General features: G+C 63.9%; 13 protein-coding genes and 4 tRNA genes. 7 read left to right on the top strand and 10 right to left on the bottom strand.

Annotation, left to right across the window (positions count from 1 at the left end; translation table 11 throughout):
- The first annotated feature begins 22 nt into the window (after positions 1–22).
- The 4 genes from HA052_RS15470 (at position 23) to HA052_RS15455 (ending at position 9516) form a co-directional block, all read left to right on the top strand.
- Positions 23–1330 (top strand): D-amino acid dehydrogenase, encoded by a 1308-nt coding sequence (locus tag HA052_RS15470; protein WP_166452566.1) that lies wholly within the window; start codon positions 23–25, stop codon positions 1328–1330.
- A gap of 2 nt (positions 1331–1332) precedes the next feature.
- Complete coding sequence (gene alr, locus HA052_RS15465; RefSeq protein WP_166452565.1) at positions 1333–2400, top strand: alanine racemase; 1068 nt, start codon at positions 1333–1335, stop codon at positions 2398–2400.
- A 322-nt stretch (positions 2401–2722) separates the two neighbouring features.
- Positions 2723–4333, top strand: coding sequence for a ShlB/FhaC/HecB family hemolysin secretion/activation protein (locus HA052_RS15460; RefSeq protein ID WP_166452564.1), 1611 nt, complete (start codon positions 2723–2725; stop codon positions 4331–4333).
- A gap of 245 nt (positions 4334–4578) precedes the next feature.
- The gene (locus tag HA052_RS15455) at positions 4579–9516 is read left to right on the top strand and encodes a hemagglutinin repeat-containing protein (RefSeq protein ID WP_166452563.1); all 4938 of its coding nucleotides are present in this window, start codon (positions 4579–4581) and stop codon (positions 9514–9516) included.
- Between the two features lie 67 nt (positions 9517–9583).
- Here HA052_RS15455 and HA052_RS15450 read toward each other — a convergent pair whose 3' ends face one another.
- The 7 genes from HA052_RS15450 to HA052_RS15420 all read right to left on the bottom strand — a co-directional run bounded on the left by HA052_RS15450 (position 9584) and on the right by HA052_RS15420 (position 12693).
- Positions 9584–10444: a pirin family protein gene (locus tag HA052_RS15450; protein ID WP_166452562.1), complete on the bottom strand. Its 861-nt coding sequence runs from the start codon at positions 10442–10444 to the stop codon at positions 9584–9586.
- A 26-nt stretch (positions 10445–10470) separates the two neighbouring features.
- A complete protein-coding gene (locus HA052_RS15445; RefSeq protein WP_166452561.1) occupies positions 10471–11319 on the bottom strand; it encodes a pirin family protein in 849 nt (282 codons plus the stop codon).
- A gap of 134 nt (positions 11320–11453) precedes the next feature.
- On the bottom strand, positions 11454–12137 hold the full coding sequence (locus HA052_RS15440) for a GntR family transcriptional regulator (RefSeq protein ID WP_166452560.1): 684 nt from the start codon (positions 12135–12137) through the stop codon (positions 11454–11456).
- A gap of 144 nt (positions 12138–12281) precedes the next feature.
- Positions 12282–12357: transfer RNA gene (locus HA052_RS15435), tRNA-His, on the bottom strand.
- Between the two features lie 48 nt (positions 12358–12405).
- A tRNA-His gene (locus HA052_RS15430) sits at positions 12406–12481 on the bottom strand.
- A gap of 36 nt (positions 12482–12517) precedes the next feature.
- Positions 12518–12594, bottom strand: a tRNA-Arg gene (locus tag HA052_RS15425).
- A gap of 22 nt (positions 12595–12616) precedes the next feature.
- Positions 12617–12693 (bottom strand) — tRNA-Pro (locus HA052_RS15420).
- A 228-nt stretch (positions 12694–12921) separates the two neighbouring features.
- Between HA052_RS15420 and folD the strand changes: the two genes are divergently transcribed.
- The 3 genes from folD to HA052_RS15405 all read left to right on the top strand — a co-directional run bounded on the left by folD (position 12922) and on the right by HA052_RS15405 (position 15389).
- The gene (folD, locus tag HA052_RS15415) at positions 12922–13773 is read left to right on the top strand and encodes a bifunctional methylenetetrahydrofolate dehydrogenase/methenyltetrahydrofolate cyclohydrolase FolD (RefSeq protein WP_166452559.1); all 852 of its coding nucleotides are present in this window, start codon (positions 12922–12924) and stop codon (positions 13771–13773) included.
- Positions 13774–13935: 162 nt separating this feature from the next.
- Positions 13936–14799 carry a formyltetrahydrofolate deformylase gene (gene purU / locus HA052_RS15410; protein ID WP_166452558.1) on the top strand — a complete coding sequence of 288 codons (864 nt, stop codon included), beginning with the start codon at positions 13936–13938 and terminating at the stop codon, positions 14797–14799.
- 8 nt (positions 14800–14807) lie between these two features.
- Positions 14808–15389: a hypothetical protein gene (locus tag HA052_RS15405; protein ID WP_166452557.1), complete on the top strand. Its 582-nt coding sequence runs from the start codon at positions 14808–14810 to the stop codon at positions 15387–15389.
- Between the two features lie 70 nt (positions 15390–15459).
- Here the strand turns inward: HA052_RS15405 and HA052_RS15400 are convergent, their stop codons facing one another.
- The 3 genes from HA052_RS15400 to HA052_RS15390 form a co-directional block, all read right to left on the bottom strand.
- Entirely contained in the window at positions 15460–15945 is a 486-nt protein-coding gene (locus tag HA052_RS15400; RefSeq protein ID WP_166452556.1) for an NUDIX hydrolase, read from the bottom strand.
- A gap of 381 nt (positions 15946–16326) precedes the next feature.
- Positions 16327–17148, bottom strand: coding sequence for an undecaprenyl-diphosphate phosphatase (locus HA052_RS15395; protein ID WP_166452555.1), 822 nt, complete (start codon positions 17146–17148; stop codon positions 16327–16329).
- 77 nt (positions 17149–17225) lie between these two features.
- Complete coding sequence (locus HA052_RS15390) at positions 17226–17843, bottom strand: UPF0149 family protein (protein WP_166452554.1); 618 nt, start codon at positions 17841–17843, stop codon at positions 17226–17228.
- Positions 17844–17957: the final 114 nt, after the last annotated feature.

Below are 17957 nucleotides of genomic sequence, written 5' to 3'. Positions count from 1 at the left end.
TGCTGCAAACGGAGATGCAAAAATGAAGGTGATCGTGCTGGGCGGCGGTGTTCTGGGCGTGTCCACGGCTTGGTATCTGGCCAAGGCGGGCTGCGATGTGACGGTGCTGGAGCGTCAGGAGGGCGTGGCGCTGGAAACCAGTTTCGGCAACGCCGGCCAGATTTCCCCCGGATACTCCACGCCCTGGGCCGCGCCGGGCATTCCGCTGAAGGCGGCCAAATGGCTGTTCCAGCGTCATGCGCCGCTGGCGGTAAAGCCGGACGGCAGCTTGTACCAGCTGCAGTGGATCGCCAAAATGCTGGCCAACTGCAATGAAGACGCTTACGCGGTGAACAAGAGCCGGATGATGCGTCTGGCCGAATACAGCCGCGACAAGATGAAAGAGCTGCGCGCGGAAACCGGCATCGGCTACGAAGCGCGCCAGGGCGGCACGCTGCAGCTGTTCCGCAGCCAGGCTCAGGTGGACGGCGTCAGCAAGGACATCGCCGTGCTCAAGGAATGCGGCGTGGATTTCAAGGTGCTGGACCGGGACGGCTGCGCCGAGGTGGAGCCGGCGCTGGCCAGCGTCAAGCACAAGCTCAGCGGCGGTCTGCAACTGCCCAATGACGAAACCGGCGATTGCAATCTGTTCACCGCCAGCCTGGCCGAGATGGCGCGCGCCAAGGGCGTGGAGTTCCGCTTCGGCGTGAGCGTGGACGGCATCGAGAGCGACGGCAAACGCATCACCGGCATCCGCGTCGGCGACGATTTGCTGACCGCCGATCACTATGTGGTGGCGATGGGCAGCTTCTCCCGCGACATGGTCAAGACTTTGGGCATCGATATTCCGGTTTACCCGGTCAAGGGCTATTCGCTGACCGTGCCGATCACCAATCCGGCCGGCGCGCCGGTGTCCACTGTGCTGGACGAAACCTACAAGGTGGCGATCACCCGTTTCGACGACCGTATCCGCGTCGGCGGCATGGCCGAGCTGTCCGGCTACGATCTGTCGCTGAACCCGCGCCGCCGCGAAACGCTGGAAATGGTGGTGGGCGATCTGTATCCGAACGGCGGCGACATCCCGGCCGCCAGCTTTTGGACCGGCCTGCGCCCGATGACACCGGACGGCACGCCCATCGTGGGCGGCACCCGCTTCGCCAATCTATCGCTGAACACCGGCCACGGCACCCTGGGCTGGACCATGGGCGCCGGCTCCGGCAAGGTGCTGGCTGACATCATCACCGGCGCTAAGCCGGAGATCAGCCTGGACGGTCTGTCCATGCAGCGCTACGCCAAACAGGGCGAGACCCTGGTGGTGCCGGCCGCGCGGCCGGCCGTGGCGGGCGTTTGAGCATGCGGCCGCTGATCGCCGCCATCCGCACCCAATACCTGCGCGACAACTATCTGCTGGCCAAGCGCCAGCACGGCGGGCGGGTATTGGCGGTGCTGAAGGCCAACGGCTACGGCCACGACGCGGCGCGTTGCGCTCAGGCGCTGGTCGATGTCGCCGACGGTTTCGCCGTCGCCTGTCTTGAGGAAGCGTTGCAATTGCGCGCCGCCGGCGTGAGCGCGCCCATCCTGTTGCTGGAGGGCGTGTTCGAGGCGGTCGAACTGACCGAGGTCGAGCGTCACCGGCTGTGGTTGGTGGTGCAGAGCGAAGAACAGCTGCGCATGCTGGAAGAAGCGCAGCCGGCCGCGCCGTTCCGGGTTTGGCTGATGCTGGACAGCGGCATGCACCGCGAGGGCTTCTTGCCGCGGCATTACCGCGCGGCCTGGGAACGGCTGCAGGCCAGCGGCAAGGCGGAGAGCATCGTCAAGATGACCCACTTCGCCCGCGCCGACGAGCCGACGGTGCCAATGACGCTGGCGCAGATCGAAACCTTCGACGCCGCCACCGCGGGCTTGCCGGGGGAGGAGAGCGTGGCCAATTCCGCCGGCATCCTGTGCCATCCGCGGTCGCGTCGCGACTGGGGGCGCGCCGGCATCCTGCTCTACGGCGCCAGCCCCTTGCCGGCGGGTTTTCCGCAAGGCGACGCGCTGAAACCGGTGATGCGGCTGAGCAGCCGCATCTTCGGCGTGCGCGAGCTGGCCGCCGGCGAGCCTATCGGCTACGGCAACAACTTTGTCACCGATCGGCCGACCCGGGTGGGCCTGATCGCCGGCGGCTACGCCGACGGTTATCCGCGGCTGGCGTCCAGCGGCAGCCCGGTGGCGGTGGACGGCCGCCGTTCGCGCATCATCGGCCGGGTGTCCATGGACATGATCACCGTGGACTTGAGCGACTTGCCCGCCGCGGGCATCGGCAGCGAGGTGGAGTTGTGGGGCGATACCGTGTCGGTCAACGAGGTGGCCGCCGCCGCCGGCAGCATTGCCTATGAATTGCTGTGCAATATCAAGCGCGCCCACTTTATGTTCGAATAAGTTTTTTCTGATCTTCTGAAAGATATTTCAGAATCAAACGACTAAGAGGAAAGCCCGGCCATTGGCCGGGTTTTTTTATTTATATTGCATTTTGTGTTGCACTGATGCCGCAAGGCTGGCATCAAGGCTGGGTAATAGTGTCATTATTTGATAATTATTCTCATTAGTCTGGACGCGACATGGAATTTCTGTTTTCCTTTATTTAAAAATAGTTACGAATCCGATGATGATTAAATACAAAAAACCATCTCCAGCCCAGTTCTGGCGGATGGCGGGGATCGTTTGTTGGGGGGCGGCGGCGCAGGCCGCGGAAGTGCCCGGCATGTCTGGCAGCATGCATCAGCAAATGGAAAACGATTCGCGGCGCCTGTTGCAGGACAACAGCCGTCGTTTCGACGCCATCATCCAGCAACATCGGCTGCGGCAAATGCAGCCGGACAGCAATATGATGCGTCGGCCGCAAGCCGCGGACATGAGCGAACTGGACTGCCTGCGCGTCAAGGGCGTGCGCCTGGCCGGCATCAAGCTGTTGAGCCGCAAGGAAGTGGCTGCGCTGGGCGAACTGGCCAGCGACTGCCTGAACAACGAGGAGTTGAACCGCTATAGCCGCGCCTTGACCCAACTCTATCTGAAGAAGGGCTATATCGCCGCGCGCGTGGCGGCCGAAGGCCCGGACGAGCAGGGCATCCTGACTTTGCGCGTGCATGAAGGCAGGGTGGAGAAAATCGTCAGCGACGACCGGCGCAGCAATCCGGCTACTTTGTTTCCCGGCGTGGTCGGCCGGCCGCTGAACATCCACGACGCCGACCAGGGGCTGGACCAGGCCAATCGCCTGCCGTCCAGCAAGGCGACGCTGGACATCTTGCCCGGCGAAACCGTCGGCGGTTCCATTCTCAGCTTGCGCAACAACAAGGATGCGCCCTGGCGCTTGAGCTTCAACGCCGACAACACCGGCCGCGACAGCACCGGGCGGGTTCAGGCCGGGGTGGGCCTGTCCTGGGATAGCCCGCTGGGTTTGTCCGACTTCGTCAGTGTGTCGGCGCAGCGCACCAGCAACGACAACGCGGTGCGGCATAGCCGCAGCGAATCGCTGTTTTACTCTCTGCCCTATGGCTATTGGACTTTCAGCGCCTTCATCAGCCGCGCCGATTATCTGAACACGCAACAGCTTACTAATAATCTGGTGCAACTATCCGGCAGCACCGCGCAGAGCGGATTGCGCGTGGACCGGGTGCTGAGTCGCGGCCAAAACCAGACCACCTCGCTGATGGCGCAGCTAATCCATAAACGGGTGCGCAATTACATTCAGGATGTGGAGTACGCAGTGTCCAGCCCCACGCTGAGCGTGGCCGAACTGGGTTTGTCCCGGCTGCAATTGCTCAGCGGCGGCGTGCTGATCGCGGACGCCGGCGTGCAGCGCGGCACGCGCTGGCTGGGCGCGAATGCGCCGGACCCGCGCGCGTCGGACGGCCCCAATCCGCAGTTCACCAAGTGGAAGGCTTCGCTGAATTGGTTTCAAAGCCTGGGCCTGCCCGGCGGGCCTTACCAGCTCAACAGCGCGCTAACGGGTCAGACCAGCCGCGACTATCTGCCCGGCGTTGAGCAGATGGATGTGTCCGACGCCAGCGCGGTGCGCGGTTTCCGCCGCAACTTTCTGGCAGGAGAAACCGCCTGGTCCTGGCGCAACACCTTGTCGCGTCGTTTCGAGGTGGCCGGCGTCGGCGTGACGCCGCGGATTGGTCTGGACGGAGGCCGGGTGCTGCCGCTTGGTTCGGTCCAGCAATGGCAGAGCATTGCCGGCGCCAGCCTGGGCCTGGCCTTCAGCTATCGCAAGGCCAGTCTGGATCTGGAATACAGTCGGCCCTTGTACAAGCCCGCCGGCTGGCAGCAGGAAGGCCATCAGCTGTTCGCCAGGCTGGCATTGTCCTGGTGATGCTTTTGGTATTTATTTTTTGACGTGGAAGTTTTTTGAAAGAAATTAAGCGCGAAAGCGACTAAGCGATATTGGCAGTATTTCATTTGAATGGATTTAAAAAGAGACGTAGATTCGAAATCAAACGTATGTTTCATTGGGATGGATCCGGCTGGCAGGCCGGTGCAGTCCGCGGAACATGGGTTGTCCGGATAGACGGTTTTGGACCGAATCTGCTTGTTCTCTGAATGAACGGGACTCAAATCATGAAGAAAAAAATAAATTTCGGCTTATCGGTAACGGGGAAAGTGGCCGCGGCGTTGACCCTGGCGTTTTGGGCGGTGGAAGCCGCGATGGCGGCCGGCATCGTCGCCGGCGGCAACGGCGCGCAGCCGCAGGTGAGCAACGCCGCCAACGGCGCGGCGGTGGTCAATATCGTGGCGCCCAGCGCCGCGGGCCTGTCGCATAACCAATACCAGGATTTCAACGTCGGCAAGCCCGGCGCGGTGTTCAACAACTCCGCCGCCGGCGGCCAATCGCAGCTGGCCGGCCAGTTGGGCGCCAACGCGCTGCTGGGCGGGCGCGAAGCCAGCGTGATCTTGAACGAAGTGATCAGCCGCAACCCCTCCTTGCTGTTGGGCAAGCAGGAAGTGTTCGGCAAGGCCGCCGACTATGTGCTGGCCAACCCCAACGGCATCACCTGCAGCGGCTGCGGCTTCATCAACACCCCGCGCGCTTCGCTGCTGGTGGGCAACGCCAATATCGAAAACGGCGCCATCGCCTCCTTGCAGGCGGCGATGAACGGCAACGCGCTCAGCGTCAACGGCGCCGGTCTGAGCGGCGTCAATGTGCTGGATTTGATCGCGCCGCGCATCGATGTGCGCGGCAATGTGGCCGCGCGCGAGCAGCTTAATGTCCGCGCCGGCTTCAACCTGGTGGATTATCAAGGCAAGGACGCCAAGGTGCTGCGCAGCGACAAGGCCCCCGAGGGCGTGGGCTCGCTGGACAGCGTGTTCCTGGGCGCGATGCAGGCCGGCCGCATCAATATCATCAGCACCGCAGACGGCGCCGGCGTCAATGTGGGCGGCAGCCTGAACGGCGCGCAAGAAGTGTCGGTGGAGGCGCGCCAAGGAAAATTGGCGTTGGAAGGCGCGCAGATCCGCGCCAGCGAAGGCAAGGTGGCCCTGGCCGCGCGCCAGATCGACAGCCGCGGTCGGGCGGAAACCTCCACCACCCAAGATAGCGGCCACGACGAGAGCTGGTTCATCTGGAAAACCGGCGAAACCAATACCGCCAGCAATAGCAGCGACACCCGCATCAAGCGCAGCGTCATCAGCGCGCGCGACGATGTGAGCCTCAGCGCCGGCGACGCGGTGACCTTGGCCGCCACCGACATCAGCGGCCGCAATGTGGCGCTCAGCGGCAAGGATTTGACGCTGGACAGCCAAGTGGCGGACAGCGCGTCCAGCAACAGCAATCACGCCTGGAAAAACTCCTGGGCCTATAACCGCGACCAAAGCGAAACCAGCCAGCGTCAGGAAGGCGTGCGCATCCGCGCCGAGCAGGACGCCACGCTGACCGCGGCGGCGACGGCGGCGGACAACCAGGCGGTGGACGGCGCGCAGCCGCGCGGCCAGATCGCCATCCGCGGCGGCAGCGTCAGCGCCGGCCAGGACATCCGTCTGCAGGCCGACGGCGGCGTGAAGCTGAGCGGCGTGACGGAAACCGACACCCGCAGCGATAGGGGCAATCGCAAGAACGACGGCGCCAGCCTGGAAACCGGCTCTTGGGACCATGCTTCCAGCGAGCAACGCCTGGCGCAAAGCCAGCTGCGCGCCGGGCGCGATCTGGATATCCGCGCCAGCGGCGATATCGACGCCAAGGCGGCCAAGCTGACCGCCGGCCGCGACGCCTCCCTGGACGCGGGCGGCGCGCTCGGCCTGGGCGTGCAGCAGACGACAAACCAGAACAGCCAGCGCAACGACCAGGTGTACTGGGGGGGCATCGGCGGCGGTGGCAACCGCGACAACGGCAAGACCGATACCGTCAACACCGGCAGCGATCTGACCGCCGGCGGCAAGCTGACGCTGCGCGGCGACAGCGTGGCCATCGCCGGCAGTCGCGCCCGCGGCGAGCAGGACGCGGTGGCGGTGAGCCGCAACGGCGACATCAGCATCGACAGCGTGGTCAACCAATCGCAAACCCGCACCGATCAGCGCAGCGGCACCGCTTTCAACATCACCAAGAGCAGCAGCAAGGGCAATGCCAGCCAGCAGCAGGCGGTCAACGCCGAGCTGAAGTCCGACACCAATCTGAGCATCCAGTCCGCCAAGGACGTGGTGATCAGCGGCAGCCAGGTGCGCGCCGGCGGCGAGTTGAACGTGGCCGCCAACGGCGACATCAAGGTGGCGGCGTCGCAGACCCGCGACACGGTGGAGAGCAAGGACACCGAGCTGGCGTTGCGCGGCGTTGGCGAAATCACCGGCGATAAACAGTACCGCGGCGGCGTGCGCATCGAGCACAGCAGCAGCAACGTGGACCGCGACGCGACCCAGAACCAGGCGGCGACGCTGTCCGGCGACAAGGTGGCGCTCAATGCCCAGGGCGATCTGACCGTGACCGGCTCCAAGCTGAACGCCGGCGCCGGCGGCGCGGCCCTCAGCGGCCAGAACGTCAGCCTGAACGCGGCGCAGGACACGGTGAAGGAAAGCAAGAGCAACAGCGTCACCGGCGGCGGCATCTATATCGACGCCGGCCTGGACAAGACCGGCGTGGCGCTGGGCGTGGACCAGAAGAACAGCCGTAGCCAATCCGAGAGCAGCACCGCCCTGGTCAGCGCGATCCACTCCAAGGGCGGCGTCAGCATCATCGCCGGAAACGGCGACGGCGACATCCGCAATCAGGGCACCCAGGTCAAGGCTGAGGGCGACATCAAGCTGGCTGGCGGCCGCATCGACAACCAGGCGGCCAACAGCACCCAGAAAACCACTACCGACAGCAGTCATTGGGGCGTGGAAGTGGGCGTCAACGCCGATTACAGCGGCGTGACCCGTCCGCTGGTGGCGGCTGGCGAAAAAGTGGTCAAGGGCGATGTGATCGGCGCGGCCGGCGCGGCCGGCGATCTGGGCGCGGCCAATCTGGGCGTGGATGTGGGCGTCAAGGCCGGCGTCGGCTCGGAAATCCGCCAGTCCAGCACCGCGCAGGCCAGCAGCCTGAACGGCGGCAACATCAAGGTGGACGCCAAGGCCGGGCTCAGCGATCAAGGCACCCAGTACCAGGCCGGCAACACGGTGGAGATCAAGGCTGACAGCCACCAATTCACCGCCGCGGCCAATACCCAGAGCCAGAGCGGCAGCAAGACCGAGGCGGATGTGGGCGTGCGCGTCTACACCACCACCGGCGAAGACGTGAACGTCAAGGCGGCCGGCAGCGGCAGCACGGTGACCAGCGCTTCGTCCAGCTCCACCGCGGTGACCGGCGGCATCCGCGCCGGCAACGGCGTCAAGGTGGAGGTGGACAACAACGCCGCCTACCAAGGCGTGACCATCGCCGGCGGCAAGGGCGCGGCCAGTGTCAGCGCCGGCGGCGACCTGAGCTTCACCCAGGCGAACAACAGCAGCAGCAGCGAGCAGCGCACCGTGGGCGGCAAGGCCAACCTGGCCATCACCACTAGCCCGATCGAAGGCGGCGGCAAGAATGTCGGCGGCAGCGGCGGGGTGGCGGTGAACGTGGACAAGCAGCAAGCCAAGTCCAGCACCGCGGTGACCGGCGGCGTGGACGCCGATGCCGGCGTGGCATTGACGGCCGGCGGCAAGCTGGCCCTGCAGGGCGACAAGATCGCCAGCCGCGGCGACGTGGCGCTGAAGGGCGACAAGGTGGAGTTCAAGGCCGCCGAATCCAGCGCCGAGAAGTCCGGCAGCCAGTGGGGCTTTGATGTCAAAGCCGGCGGCAGCCAGAGTAATGGTCAGGAGAAGGCAAGCAAGGGTTTCAACGTGGGCGCCGGCGGCAATTACGCCAGCACCGACGAGTCCAGCCGCAGCCAGACCGGCGGCAGCGTGATCAGCGGCGGCCAAGCCAGCATAGAAGCCGGCAACGGCGGCATCCGCCTGAGCGGCACCCAGGTGCAGGGCGACAGCGCCAAGCTGAATAGTCAGGGCGATATCCGCCTGGAGTCGGCACAGTCCAGCAGCCAGCGCAACAACTGGAGCGTGGCCGGCAATATCGGCGGCGGCAACAAGGCCAATAGCGACAAGGAAAACGGTCAGATCAAGCCGGACAGCACCAAGAACGTGCATGACGTCAAGGCTGGCCTGGAGGTGAAGGTGGATCAGCAGGACAAGCTGAGCAACGCCAACGCCAGCGTGACCGCCAAGCAGCAAGTGGAACTGAACGCCGAGGGCAACGCCACCCTGGCCGGCGCCAATGTCAGCGGCAAGACCGTCGGCGGCCAGGTGGGCGGCAAGCTGGCGCTGGAGAGCCGTCAGGATCGCGACAACAGCGTGAAGGTGGATGTGTCGCTGGGCGTCAACAGCTCCAACGGCAAGGAGGCCAGCTTGGTCGATCAGGCCGCCGACAAGGCCGGTCCGCTGAAGGACAAGGTGAAAGAGAAGGGCGCCGAGCTGGTCAACGCCGCGTCCGACAAGGTGAAGGAGAAGTATGACAGCTTTGCCTTCAACAAGGGCCTGAAGGAAGACACCACCAATGCGGTGAGCTTCAACGTCAACAGCGAAACCGTCACCCTGCCCGAGAAGCCAACCTCCGGACCGGCCAAGTCCGGCACGCTGGACACCCTGGCGCGCAAAGGCGGCAACACGCTGAAGGACAAGCTGCTGAACGCTCAGGACAAGGGTACTGAGCTGAAGGCCGACGTGGATGTCAGCGTTAAACGTGACAACTCGGTGGGCGCCGTCACCGGCATCGCCGGCGCTGACGGCGTGACCCTGCAAGTGGGCGGCAAGACCCAGCTGACCGGCGCGACCGTGTCGTCCGCCAACGGCAAGGTGGACCTGGGCGATTCCAAGGTGGAAACCGCCGACATCGCCACCGAGCGCTACAAGGGCGGCGGCGGGGTCAAGCTGAACAGCACCCCGTCCGGCATCCTGAAGCAGGCGGTCAGCGACGTGACTTCCGGCAAGGCGCCGCTGATCCGCGCCGAGCATGAGAATACGCCGACCGTGGTGAAAGGCGGCATCCAGAGCAAGTAAGACGCTGGATCCAAGCGAAAACCCCCGCCGGGCAACTGGCGGGGGTTTTGTTTTTAGCCGGCTGCTCTCACAAGGGAATGAACTCGGTCTCGCCCGGCACCATCGGGAAACGCTGGGCGATCCAGTCCGCGCGCGCCTGGGCCAGCCGCTCGCGGCGGCTGGACACGAAGTTCCAGTCCAGGTAGCGCGGGCTGGCCGGCGGCGTGCCGCCCAGCAGCATCACCCGGCCGTCGCGCCGCGCGATCAGTTCGCCACCCTGGCCGGTTCGCAGCAGGCCCAATTCGTTGGCGTTCAGCGTGGCGCCGTCCACGTCCAGCTCGCCGGCGGCGACATAGGCGGCCAGTTCGTCCACGCCTTCCGGCAGCGCCAGTCGCGCGCCGGCCGGCATGGCGGCGCTGGCATAGAACACCGGCAGCGGATAGGCGACCGGCGAGCGACGGCCCCAGCCGGCGCCGATCAGCAGGTTTAGCTCCACGCCGTTCTGGTTCCAGTGGGGCAAGTCCTCGGCCGGGTAATGGGCGAAGGCCGGCTCGCACTCCTCCAGTTCATCCGGCAGCGCCAGCCACAACTGCATGCCTTCCACCGCGACGCCTTGCCGGCGGATGTCGGCCGGCACCCGCTCGGAGTGGGTGATGCCGCTGCCGGCGGTCATCAGATTGACCGCGCCGGGTTCGATGCGCTGCACCGTGCCCAGGCTGTCGCGATGCATCATCGCGCCGGAGAACAGATAGGTGACGGTGGCCAGGCCGATGTGCGGATGCGGCCGCACATCGCCGGCGCTGCCTTCGGCGGCGAAATGGGCCGGGCCCATGTGATCGAGGAACACGAAGGGGCCGACGCGGCGCGCCTGGCGGGTGGGCAACAGCCGGCGCACCGGAAAACCGATGTCGCGGTCCAGGCTGGCGATGGTTTGGGTAAGCAGTGGCATGGCGGCTCCAGCTTAGGGTTTGAGGGTCAGAAGCGTCCGTCGCGGAAATCAGCTATGGCTTCTTCCACTTGCTCGCGGGTATTCATCACAAACGGCCCCCACTGGGCGATGGGTTCGCCCAAGGGTTTGCCGGCAATCAGCAGCAAGCGGCTGTCGGCGGAAGCGCGGAGGCTGACGCCGTTGCTGCCGACACGGTTGTCCAGCACCGCCATCTGCCTTGCCTTGACGTCGCGCGGCTGCGCGCCGACGGCGATCTCGCCCTGGTAGACGTAGATGAAGGCGTTGTGGCCGGCGGGTATCTCCAGAGTCTCTTCGCTTCCGGCGTCAAGATGCAGATCCAGGTATAGCGGTTCGGTGGCTTCGCGTTCTACCGCGCCGGCCTGGCCGCGCCAGTGGCCGGCGATCAGCCGCGCCGCGCCGTTGGCCGGGGCCGTCGGAATCTCGGCGGCGGGAATGTCGCGATACCACGGCGCGCGCAGCTTGTGCTCCGCCGGCAGGTTCAGCCACAGCTGGAAGCCGTGCATCAGGCCGTCTTCCTGTTCCGGGAGTTCGGAATGGACGATGCCGCGGCCGGCGGTCATCCATTGCACGCCGCCGGGTCCGAGCAGGCCTTCGTTGCCGGCGTTGTCGCGGTGGCGCATGCGGCCGGCCAGCATATAAGTAACGGTTTCGAAGCCGCGGTGCGGATGGCTGGGGAAGCCGGCGATGTAGTCGCCGGGGTTGTCGGAGCGGAACTCGTCCAGCATCAGGAAAGGGTCCAGCCGCCGCTGAAGATCGGCGCTGAGCACGCGCAGCAGGCGCACGCCGGCGCCGTCGGTCACCGCTTGGCCGTTGACCAGACGCTCCGCTTCCCGGCTGATGAAAGGGTGTTGCATGACCATGTCTCCCTGTGGGGCCGAACTAGCGTCCGGCGGTTGGCATGGTCGGATTATTGCGCGCCGCCGCGGCGCTTGATAGCGCAAAGAATTGCGCGCCAAGTTCAAAAAATCTGAAGGCGAGGCGGCGGGTTTCAGCTCAAGGCGTTCTGCTGGGTTTGGTTGCGCAGATAGTCTTCCAGCGCGTGGCCGGCGGACAGGATGTGGAAGCGGATGAATTCCGAGGCTTCATCTGCCTTGCCTTGGCGCGACAGCTCCAGCAGCTTGCTGTGTTCCTCGTGTGCCCGTTCCATGGTGCGGGTGAACAAGATCTGCATCCGGGTGTAGCGGTCGGTTTTATTGTGCAGTTGCTCGATCAGCGCCAGCGTGTTCGGCCGCTTGGCGGCTCGGTACAGCGCCAGGTGGAAGCGAGAGTTCAATTCGCCCCAGTGGCGCACGTCGTTGTTGCGCAGCGCTTGTTCGAATTCGCGCAAGGTTTGCTGGGCCAGATCGTGGTCGGCCTTGGTGTGACAGGGGATGGCGGCTTTAAGAACCGAGCCCTCCAGCATCGCGCGGATTTCCAGCAGCTCCAGCACGTCTTCCAGCGACAACTTGGATACCAGCGCGCCCTTGTGGTCGATGATCTGGATCAGGCCTTCGGCTTCCAGCTGGCGCAGCGCCTCGCGCACCGGCACCCGGCTGACGCCGTATTCATTGGATAGCGCCTCTTGGCGCAATTGTTGGCCATCGGGGAATTCCCCGGAGAGAATGCGCTGGCGCAAGGATTCGGTTACGGCACTGGTGAGCGTCTGGCGCTTGATCGGCTGCATGGTGGTCATGGTGGTGGGTGTCGTCGTCAGTCAAGCGGTGTCATGCAAATGTATTCGATTATACGGAGCTTGAACTGTCAGACAAGGCCCAAAACTGACCTTATGAGTCGCAAAAATGAAAAAACCCGGCATTTGGCCGGGTTTTTGAAGATTTGGGGTGGATGATGGGGCTCGAACCCACGACAACAGGAATCACAATCCTGGACTCTACCAACTGAGCTACATCCACCGCAGAAAGCGGTGAGCCGACGCCATGAAGCGGCAGCTTATAATAGGGTGGGGTGGATGATGGGGCTCGAACCCACGACAACAGGAATCACAATCCTGGACTCTACCAACTGAGCTACATCCACCACTGAAAAAACGACTGCATTGTACCACAACTACTTTGGCGCGCCCGACAGGACTCGAACCTGTAACCCCCGGCTTAGAAGGCCGGTGCTCTATCCGGTTGAGCTACGGGCGCTCAGGTCGGGCTTTGCCTCGTCTGGTCGGGGCGGCGGGATTCGAACTCGCGACCCCCTGATCCCAAATCAGGTGCGCTACCAGGCTGCGCTACGCCCCGACGACAGAGACCGCAACTATACGGATGGCGATTTAGGCTGTCAACACCCGTTTGCAATTAATTTTAGGCCGGTTGGAGGCGCAATATTGAGCGGACGGCGAGCGGGTTGGTAGTTCCCTTTACTTATCTTGATGTTAAGTCAGTTTTGTTGCGCAGCGGCATTTCGGAAACGGCCGAAAAATGCGAGAATATGCGCCTTCTTTTTCAGCTTCTTTATGGAACCGGCCCATGGCAGCACAACTGATTGACGGCAAAGCGGTAGCGGAAAAACTGATCGCCCAAGTGGGCGAGGGCGTGCAGGCGCGCCTGGCCGCGGGCAAGCGCGCCCCGGCGCTGGCGGTGATTCTGGTGGGCGAGGACCCGGCGTCCGCGGTCTACGTGGGCAGCAAGAAGCGCTCCTGCGAGAAAGCCGGCATCCGTTCCTTGGCCTATGATCTGCCGGCCGGCACCAGCCAACAGGAACTGCTGGATATCATCGACCGCTTGAACGCCGACGCGGACGTCGACGGCATTCTGGTGCAACTGCCGCTGCCCAAGCAGATCGATCCGCAGGCGGTGATCGAGCGCATCGATCCTAAAAAGGATGTTGACGGTTTCCATCCCTACAATATGGGCCGGCTGGCGATCAAGATGCCCTTGCTGCGGCCGTGCACCCCGCGCGGCGTGATGACGCTGCTGGAAGAGTACGGCATTGATCCCAAGGGCAAGAAGGCGGTGATTGTCGGCGCGTCCAATATTGTAGGCCGTCCGCAGGCGCTGGAAATGCTGCTGGCGCGCGCCACGGTGACGGTGTGCCACAGCGCCACCGCCGATCTGGCCGCCGAAGTGGCCGCGGCCGACATCGTCGTGGCGGCGGTGGGCATTCCTAACTTCGTCAAGGGCGAATGGATCAAACCGGGCGCGGTGGTGATCGACGTGGGCATCAACCGTCTGGACAGCGGCAAGCTGTGCGGCGACGTGGAGTTCGCCGCGGCGACCGAGCGCGCCGGCTTCATCACCCCGGTGCCGGGCGGCGTGGGGCCGATGACGGTGGCCACCTTGCTGCAGAACACTCTGGATTCCGCCAATATGCACGCTTGAACGGCGCGCCGTTCAGCCGAAAACGCCATCGCCGCTTCCGCGGCGGCGGCGTTTTTGTTTTATCGGCGGGCGATAGGGCCGGCGCTTGCAAACAAAGCGAGACGTTGGCGGTCCGGCTATCGTAAAATCGACGGTTTTAGTTCGCAGTAAGCAAATCCGATCATGAGTCAAGACAAGCAGTCGGCCACGCTGTTGATCAGCGCGCCGGACAAGAAGGGCCTGGTGGCGGCCATCGCCAACTTCCTGATGACCTACAACGCCAACATCATGCACGCGGACCAGCATCAGGACACCAGCGAAAACCTGTTCCTGATGAGGGTGCAGTGGGATGTGGACGGCTTCACCTTGCCGATGGAGAACTTCGCCGCCGCCTTCCAGCCGATTGCCGACGAACACGCGATGAACTGGAAAGTGTCGCTGTCCACCCGCAAGCCGCGGATGGCCATCTTCGTGTCGCAGTACGAGCACTGCCTGGTGGACCTGATGCACCGCTGGCGCATCGGCGAACTGGACTGCGAGATTCCGCTGGTGATTTCCAACCACGAAACCTGCCGCCGGCTGGTGGAGTTCAACGGCATCCCCTTCCATGTGATCAAGGTCACCAAGGACAACAAGGTCGAGGCCGAGGCCGAGCAGTTCCGCTTGTTGGAAGAAGCCGGCGTGGACTTCATCGTGCTGGCTCGTTATATGCAGATTCTGTCGCACAAGTTTGTCGAGCGGTATCCGGACCGGGTGATCAACATCCATCACAGCTTCTTGCCCGCCTTCGACGGCGCCAAGCCCTACCACCGCGCTTTTGCGCGCGGGGTAAAGCTGATCGGGGCTACCAGCCACTATGTGACCGAGGACCTGGACGAAGGCCCGATCATTGAGCAGGAAGTCACCCGCATTTCTCATCGCGACGAAGTGGACGACCTGATCCAGAAAGGCCGCGACCTGGAGAAAGTGGTGCTGTCGCGCGCCGTGCGCTGGCATATGGACAACCGCGTGCTGTCCTATAACAACAAGACGGTAGTCTTTGACTGAGAGCGGACATGCGCCTGCTGATTGACGATGTGGTGGATTTGCTTCGCTTTCGGGTCAAGCCCCTGGGCGAGTATCAGTATCCGCGCTGGCAGACCCTGCTGTTTCTGATGGCGCTGGGCCTGGTGGCCAGCGCCGACACGGCCGAACTGGGCAACAACCTGACTGGCCGCATGCTGTTCATGGTGTTGTTCACCTTGGCGGAAACTCTGTGCTTCGCCGGCTTCATCGGTTTATGGCTGCGTTTTGCCAAATGGGACGGTCATGGCTCGCTGTTCGGCCTGGTGGCGGTGGCCAGCGGCCTGCAGTTCGTCGAGCCGCTGACCAGCTGGTTGCCGGACGACGCGGCGCTGGCGGTCAACGCGGTGTTGTCCATCTTCGGCATTCTGGTGCTGGTCAACGCGCTGGCCGTGGTGTCCGGCATTCACCGGCTGCGGGTGGCGCTGGGCGTCTTGTTGTTCGCGCCGGTGGCCATGGTGTTGCTGGCCGGGGCTTTGTCGCTGGGTTCGGCCGCGGGTTGGGTGAATTTGCCGGCGGGTGTGGCGGACAGCGCGCGCGGGGCGGAAAGCTCGGCGCCCATTGCCGGCATCTGAGCCGCATCGGGAGCCGGAAAAAAAACAGGACATGCGTAGGCATGTCCTGTTTTGCGTTGCGCGGCGGCATTCAGTCCACTTTGGCGACGTCCACCTTGGCGATGTAGCGGGCCAGCCCCAGCAAAGCGCGCAGCGCGTCGCCCTTGGCCGTGACCTCGCCGCGCAGCCGCGCGTAGCGGCGCAGGATGGCGCGGCCTTCTATGAACAAATCCATATCGGTGTCCGGTGACGATACCAGCGCGATGCGTTCGATCTCTCCCTGCGGGCGCGGCTGACCCTGCGCAATGCACAGGTAAACCTTGTGCGCGTTGAACGGGGTGATGTGATCGAACAGATACAGCATGGAGTTGATGCGCAAGCCGGTTTCTTCCCGCACTTCACGGATCAGCGCCTGAGAGCGCAATTCACCGCGGGCGGCCTTGCCGCCAGGAAGATTGTACCGGCCGCCTCTGGCCGCAGTGACCAGCACGCCATCGGGTAGCTCGATAATGGCGGTTGCGCGCCTGGCCAGGTCAGCGGGCAGGCGCTCGTTTCTTTTTTCTTCCAAAACGCTCATTCTTCAAAAAATTAGTTAGGGCCACTGTCGAGAGCGGCCCTGGATATTATTCTTCCGATTCTAAAGCACTAGACCGATCAGTCCAATAAGCTGTGCTCAAAATTTGTTCAAATATAGGATTGGAATCCGATTTCTTGCAGCGATATGCGTTTTGAAAATTGGCTTGAAATATTTGGAGGGTGTTTACGATCTCGAAAGCCAAGTGGGGGCGCAAGGCGCACTCGCCGGGCCACGTCTCGCGGTATCGCCACAGCGCAGCAGATCGTAAGCAGGTAGAGCCGCTAACAAAACTCAGTTTCACGGCTGAGGCAAGGCGCGTCGACGCAGGCAGTACTTGAGTACGGCAAGTCGGCGCAACGCAGCATCAGGGGGGGAGCGGGGCTAAATCAGCTTGATCAGCAGGCCGCCCAGACCCACCAGCAGGCAGTAGTAGCCAAATGGCCACAAGGATTCGATCTCGCTTTTCTTGAAGTAGCGCATCAAAAAAGCCGTGCTGGCGTAAGCGCAGGCGCCGGACAGCAGGCCGCAGGCCAGAAGCAGCCCTGCCGAAGCTTGGCTGTGCGCCAGCTTGGGCACTTCCAATACGCCGGCGGCAGCGATGATGGGGGTGGCCAGCAGGAAAGAGAAACGCGCGGACGAGGCGTAATCCAGGCCGTGAGCGAGGCCGGCCACCAGGGTGGCGCCGGAGCGGGAGAAGCCGGGCAGCAGGGCCAGGGCCTGGCCCGCGCCTATCTTGATTGCGCCGGACAAGCTCAACTTGTCCAGGTCCAAATGGGATTGTTTCCCTTTCAGGCGATCTCCCCAGAGCAGGAGCAGACCGTTCAGGCTGAGGAAGATCAGCACCGCGGTGGCGCTGGCGAACAGCGCGCGCAGCTGCTTCTCCAGCAGCAGGCCCAGCAGGCCGGCGGGAATGGTGCCGGCGATCAACAGCCACATTAGCCGAGCTTCCGGGTTGTCGGCTTTGCCTCGGGCTTTCAGGAAGCCGCCTATCAATCTCAGCCAGTCGCGGCGGAAATACAGCAATAGCGCGGCGGCGGTGCCCAAGTGCAGCACCACCATGAAGGGCAGGAAGTCCGGGCTTGTGCGGTTGATGGACCAGTGCAGCCAGTCCGGTATCAGCACGCCGTGCCCCAGGCTGCTGATGGGGAAAAGTTCGCTGACGCCTTGGATGACGGCAAACAGCAGGGCTTCTATAGGATTCATGGCGGGTCCTGTGGCGGTGGGAGGCGGCTTGCGCCGGCCTGCTTATCAACGTCGCCGCCGCGGACCGGTTGACCAGCTCAGTTGCGCTGCCGGCGCTCCAGCTCCTGTTCCTCCTCTTCCAGGCGCCGGCGAATGGCGGAGAAGAAACGGTGAATGCCGTGCACGGATTCGGACAGCGCGGCCAGGCACTGCTCGCGTTGCGTCGGCGTCAGCGCGGGCACTTGCACTTCCGGATCCGGATTGCGCTCGAAAGCCAGGGTCAGGATGGGCTCCAGCAGCGGCGCTTGTTCCGGATCGTCGAACAGCAGGCCCCAGTCCTCGTTCAGCAACTGCATGCCTTCGGAAAAGCCTTCGGCCCAGTCGTTGCCGCGGATCTCGCCGGCGGCGTCCGGCTCCAGCCAGGGTTGGAAGGCGCCGTCCTCGCGCAGCGCGGCGGAGATGTCCAGCCAATGTCCCATCAGCAGCTTGGCGAACTGTTCCAGCGCTTTGTCGCTGGGAAAGGCGGAATCGTCGTCGAAGGCGTCGCCGATGATGAGGGGCAGGCATTCGGTCGGCTTGATCTGTTCCGGACCGCTGAGCAGGGCGGCGAAAAAGCCGTCCAGGCGCTCCAGGTTCATGCCATGTTGCGGCAGAAAGCGGTTCAGGGTGGAGGCCAGGCGTTGGTAGTCGGCGTCGGAAAGCGGGGTATGGCTCATGGCGGACCAGGGCTAGGGGGGAAAAGTCCATTATCCGCCATCTGGCGGCGGAGCGCATCGCCTGCCGCGCGGCGCTTAACAATCGCGATGCGGAGGGCTTGACGGCTCTGTTAC

Source organism: Chromobacterium fluminis (assembly GCF_011602385.1).
Classification (GTDB): domain Bacteria; phylum Pseudomonadota; class Gammaproteobacteria; order Burkholderiales; family Chromobacteriaceae; genus Chromobacterium; species Chromobacterium fluminis.
This window is presented reverse-complemented; position numbering and strand designations above follow the sequence as displayed.

What these genes read in the sequence shown, in the direction of transcription:
- HA052_RS15470 (WP_166452566.1), top strand. Translation starts at nt 23, where the DNA reads ATGAAGGTGATCGTGCTGGGCGGCGGTGTTCTGGGCGTGTCCACGGCT.
- alr (WP_166452565.1), top strand. Translation starts at nt 1,333, where the DNA reads ATGCGGCCGCTGATCGCCGCCATCCGCACCCAATACCTGCGCGACAAC.
- HA052_RS15460 (WP_166452564.1), top strand. Translation starts at nt 2,723, where the DNA reads ATGTCTGGCAGCATGCATCAGCAAATGGAAAACGATTCGCGGCGCCTG.
- HA052_RS15455 (WP_166452563.1), top strand. Translation starts at nt 4,579, where the DNA reads ATGAAGAAAAAAATAAATTTCGGCTTATCGGTAACGGGGAAAGTGGCC.
- HA052_RS15450 (WP_166452562.1), bottom strand. Translation starts at nt 10,444, where the DNA reads ATGCCACTGCTTACCCAAACCATCGCCAGCCTGGACCGCGACATCGGT.
- HA052_RS15445 (WP_166452561.1), bottom strand. Translation starts at nt 11,319, where the DNA reads ATGCAACACCCTTTCATCAGCCGGGAAGCGGAGCGTCTGGTCAACGGC.
- HA052_RS15440 (WP_166452560.1), bottom strand. Translation starts at nt 12,137, where the DNA reads ATGACCACCATGCAGCCGATCAAGCGCCAGACGCTCACCAGTGCCGTA.
- folD (WP_166452559.1), top strand. Translation starts at nt 12,922, where the DNA reads ATGGCAGCACAACTGATTGACGGCAAAGCGGTAGCGGAAAAACTGATC.
- purU (WP_166452558.1), top strand. Translation starts at nt 13,936, where the DNA reads ATGAGTCAAGACAAGCAGTCGGCCACGCTGTTGATCAGCGCGCCGGAC.
- HA052_RS15405 (WP_166452557.1), top strand. Translation starts at nt 14,808, where the DNA reads ATGCGCCTGCTGATTGACGATGTGGTGGATTTGCTTCGCTTTCGGGTC.
- HA052_RS15400 (WP_166452556.1), bottom strand. Translation starts at nt 15,945, where the DNA reads ATGAGCGTTTTGGAAGAAAAAAGAAACGAGCGCCTGCCCGCTGACCTG.
- HA052_RS15395 (WP_166452555.1), bottom strand. Translation starts at nt 17,148, where the DNA reads ATGAATCCTATAGAAGCCCTGCTGTTTGCCGTCATCCAAGGCGTCAGC.
- HA052_RS15390 (WP_166452554.1), bottom strand. Translation starts at nt 17,843, where the DNA reads ATGAGCCATACCCCGCTTTCCGACGCCGACTACCAACGCCTGGCCTCC.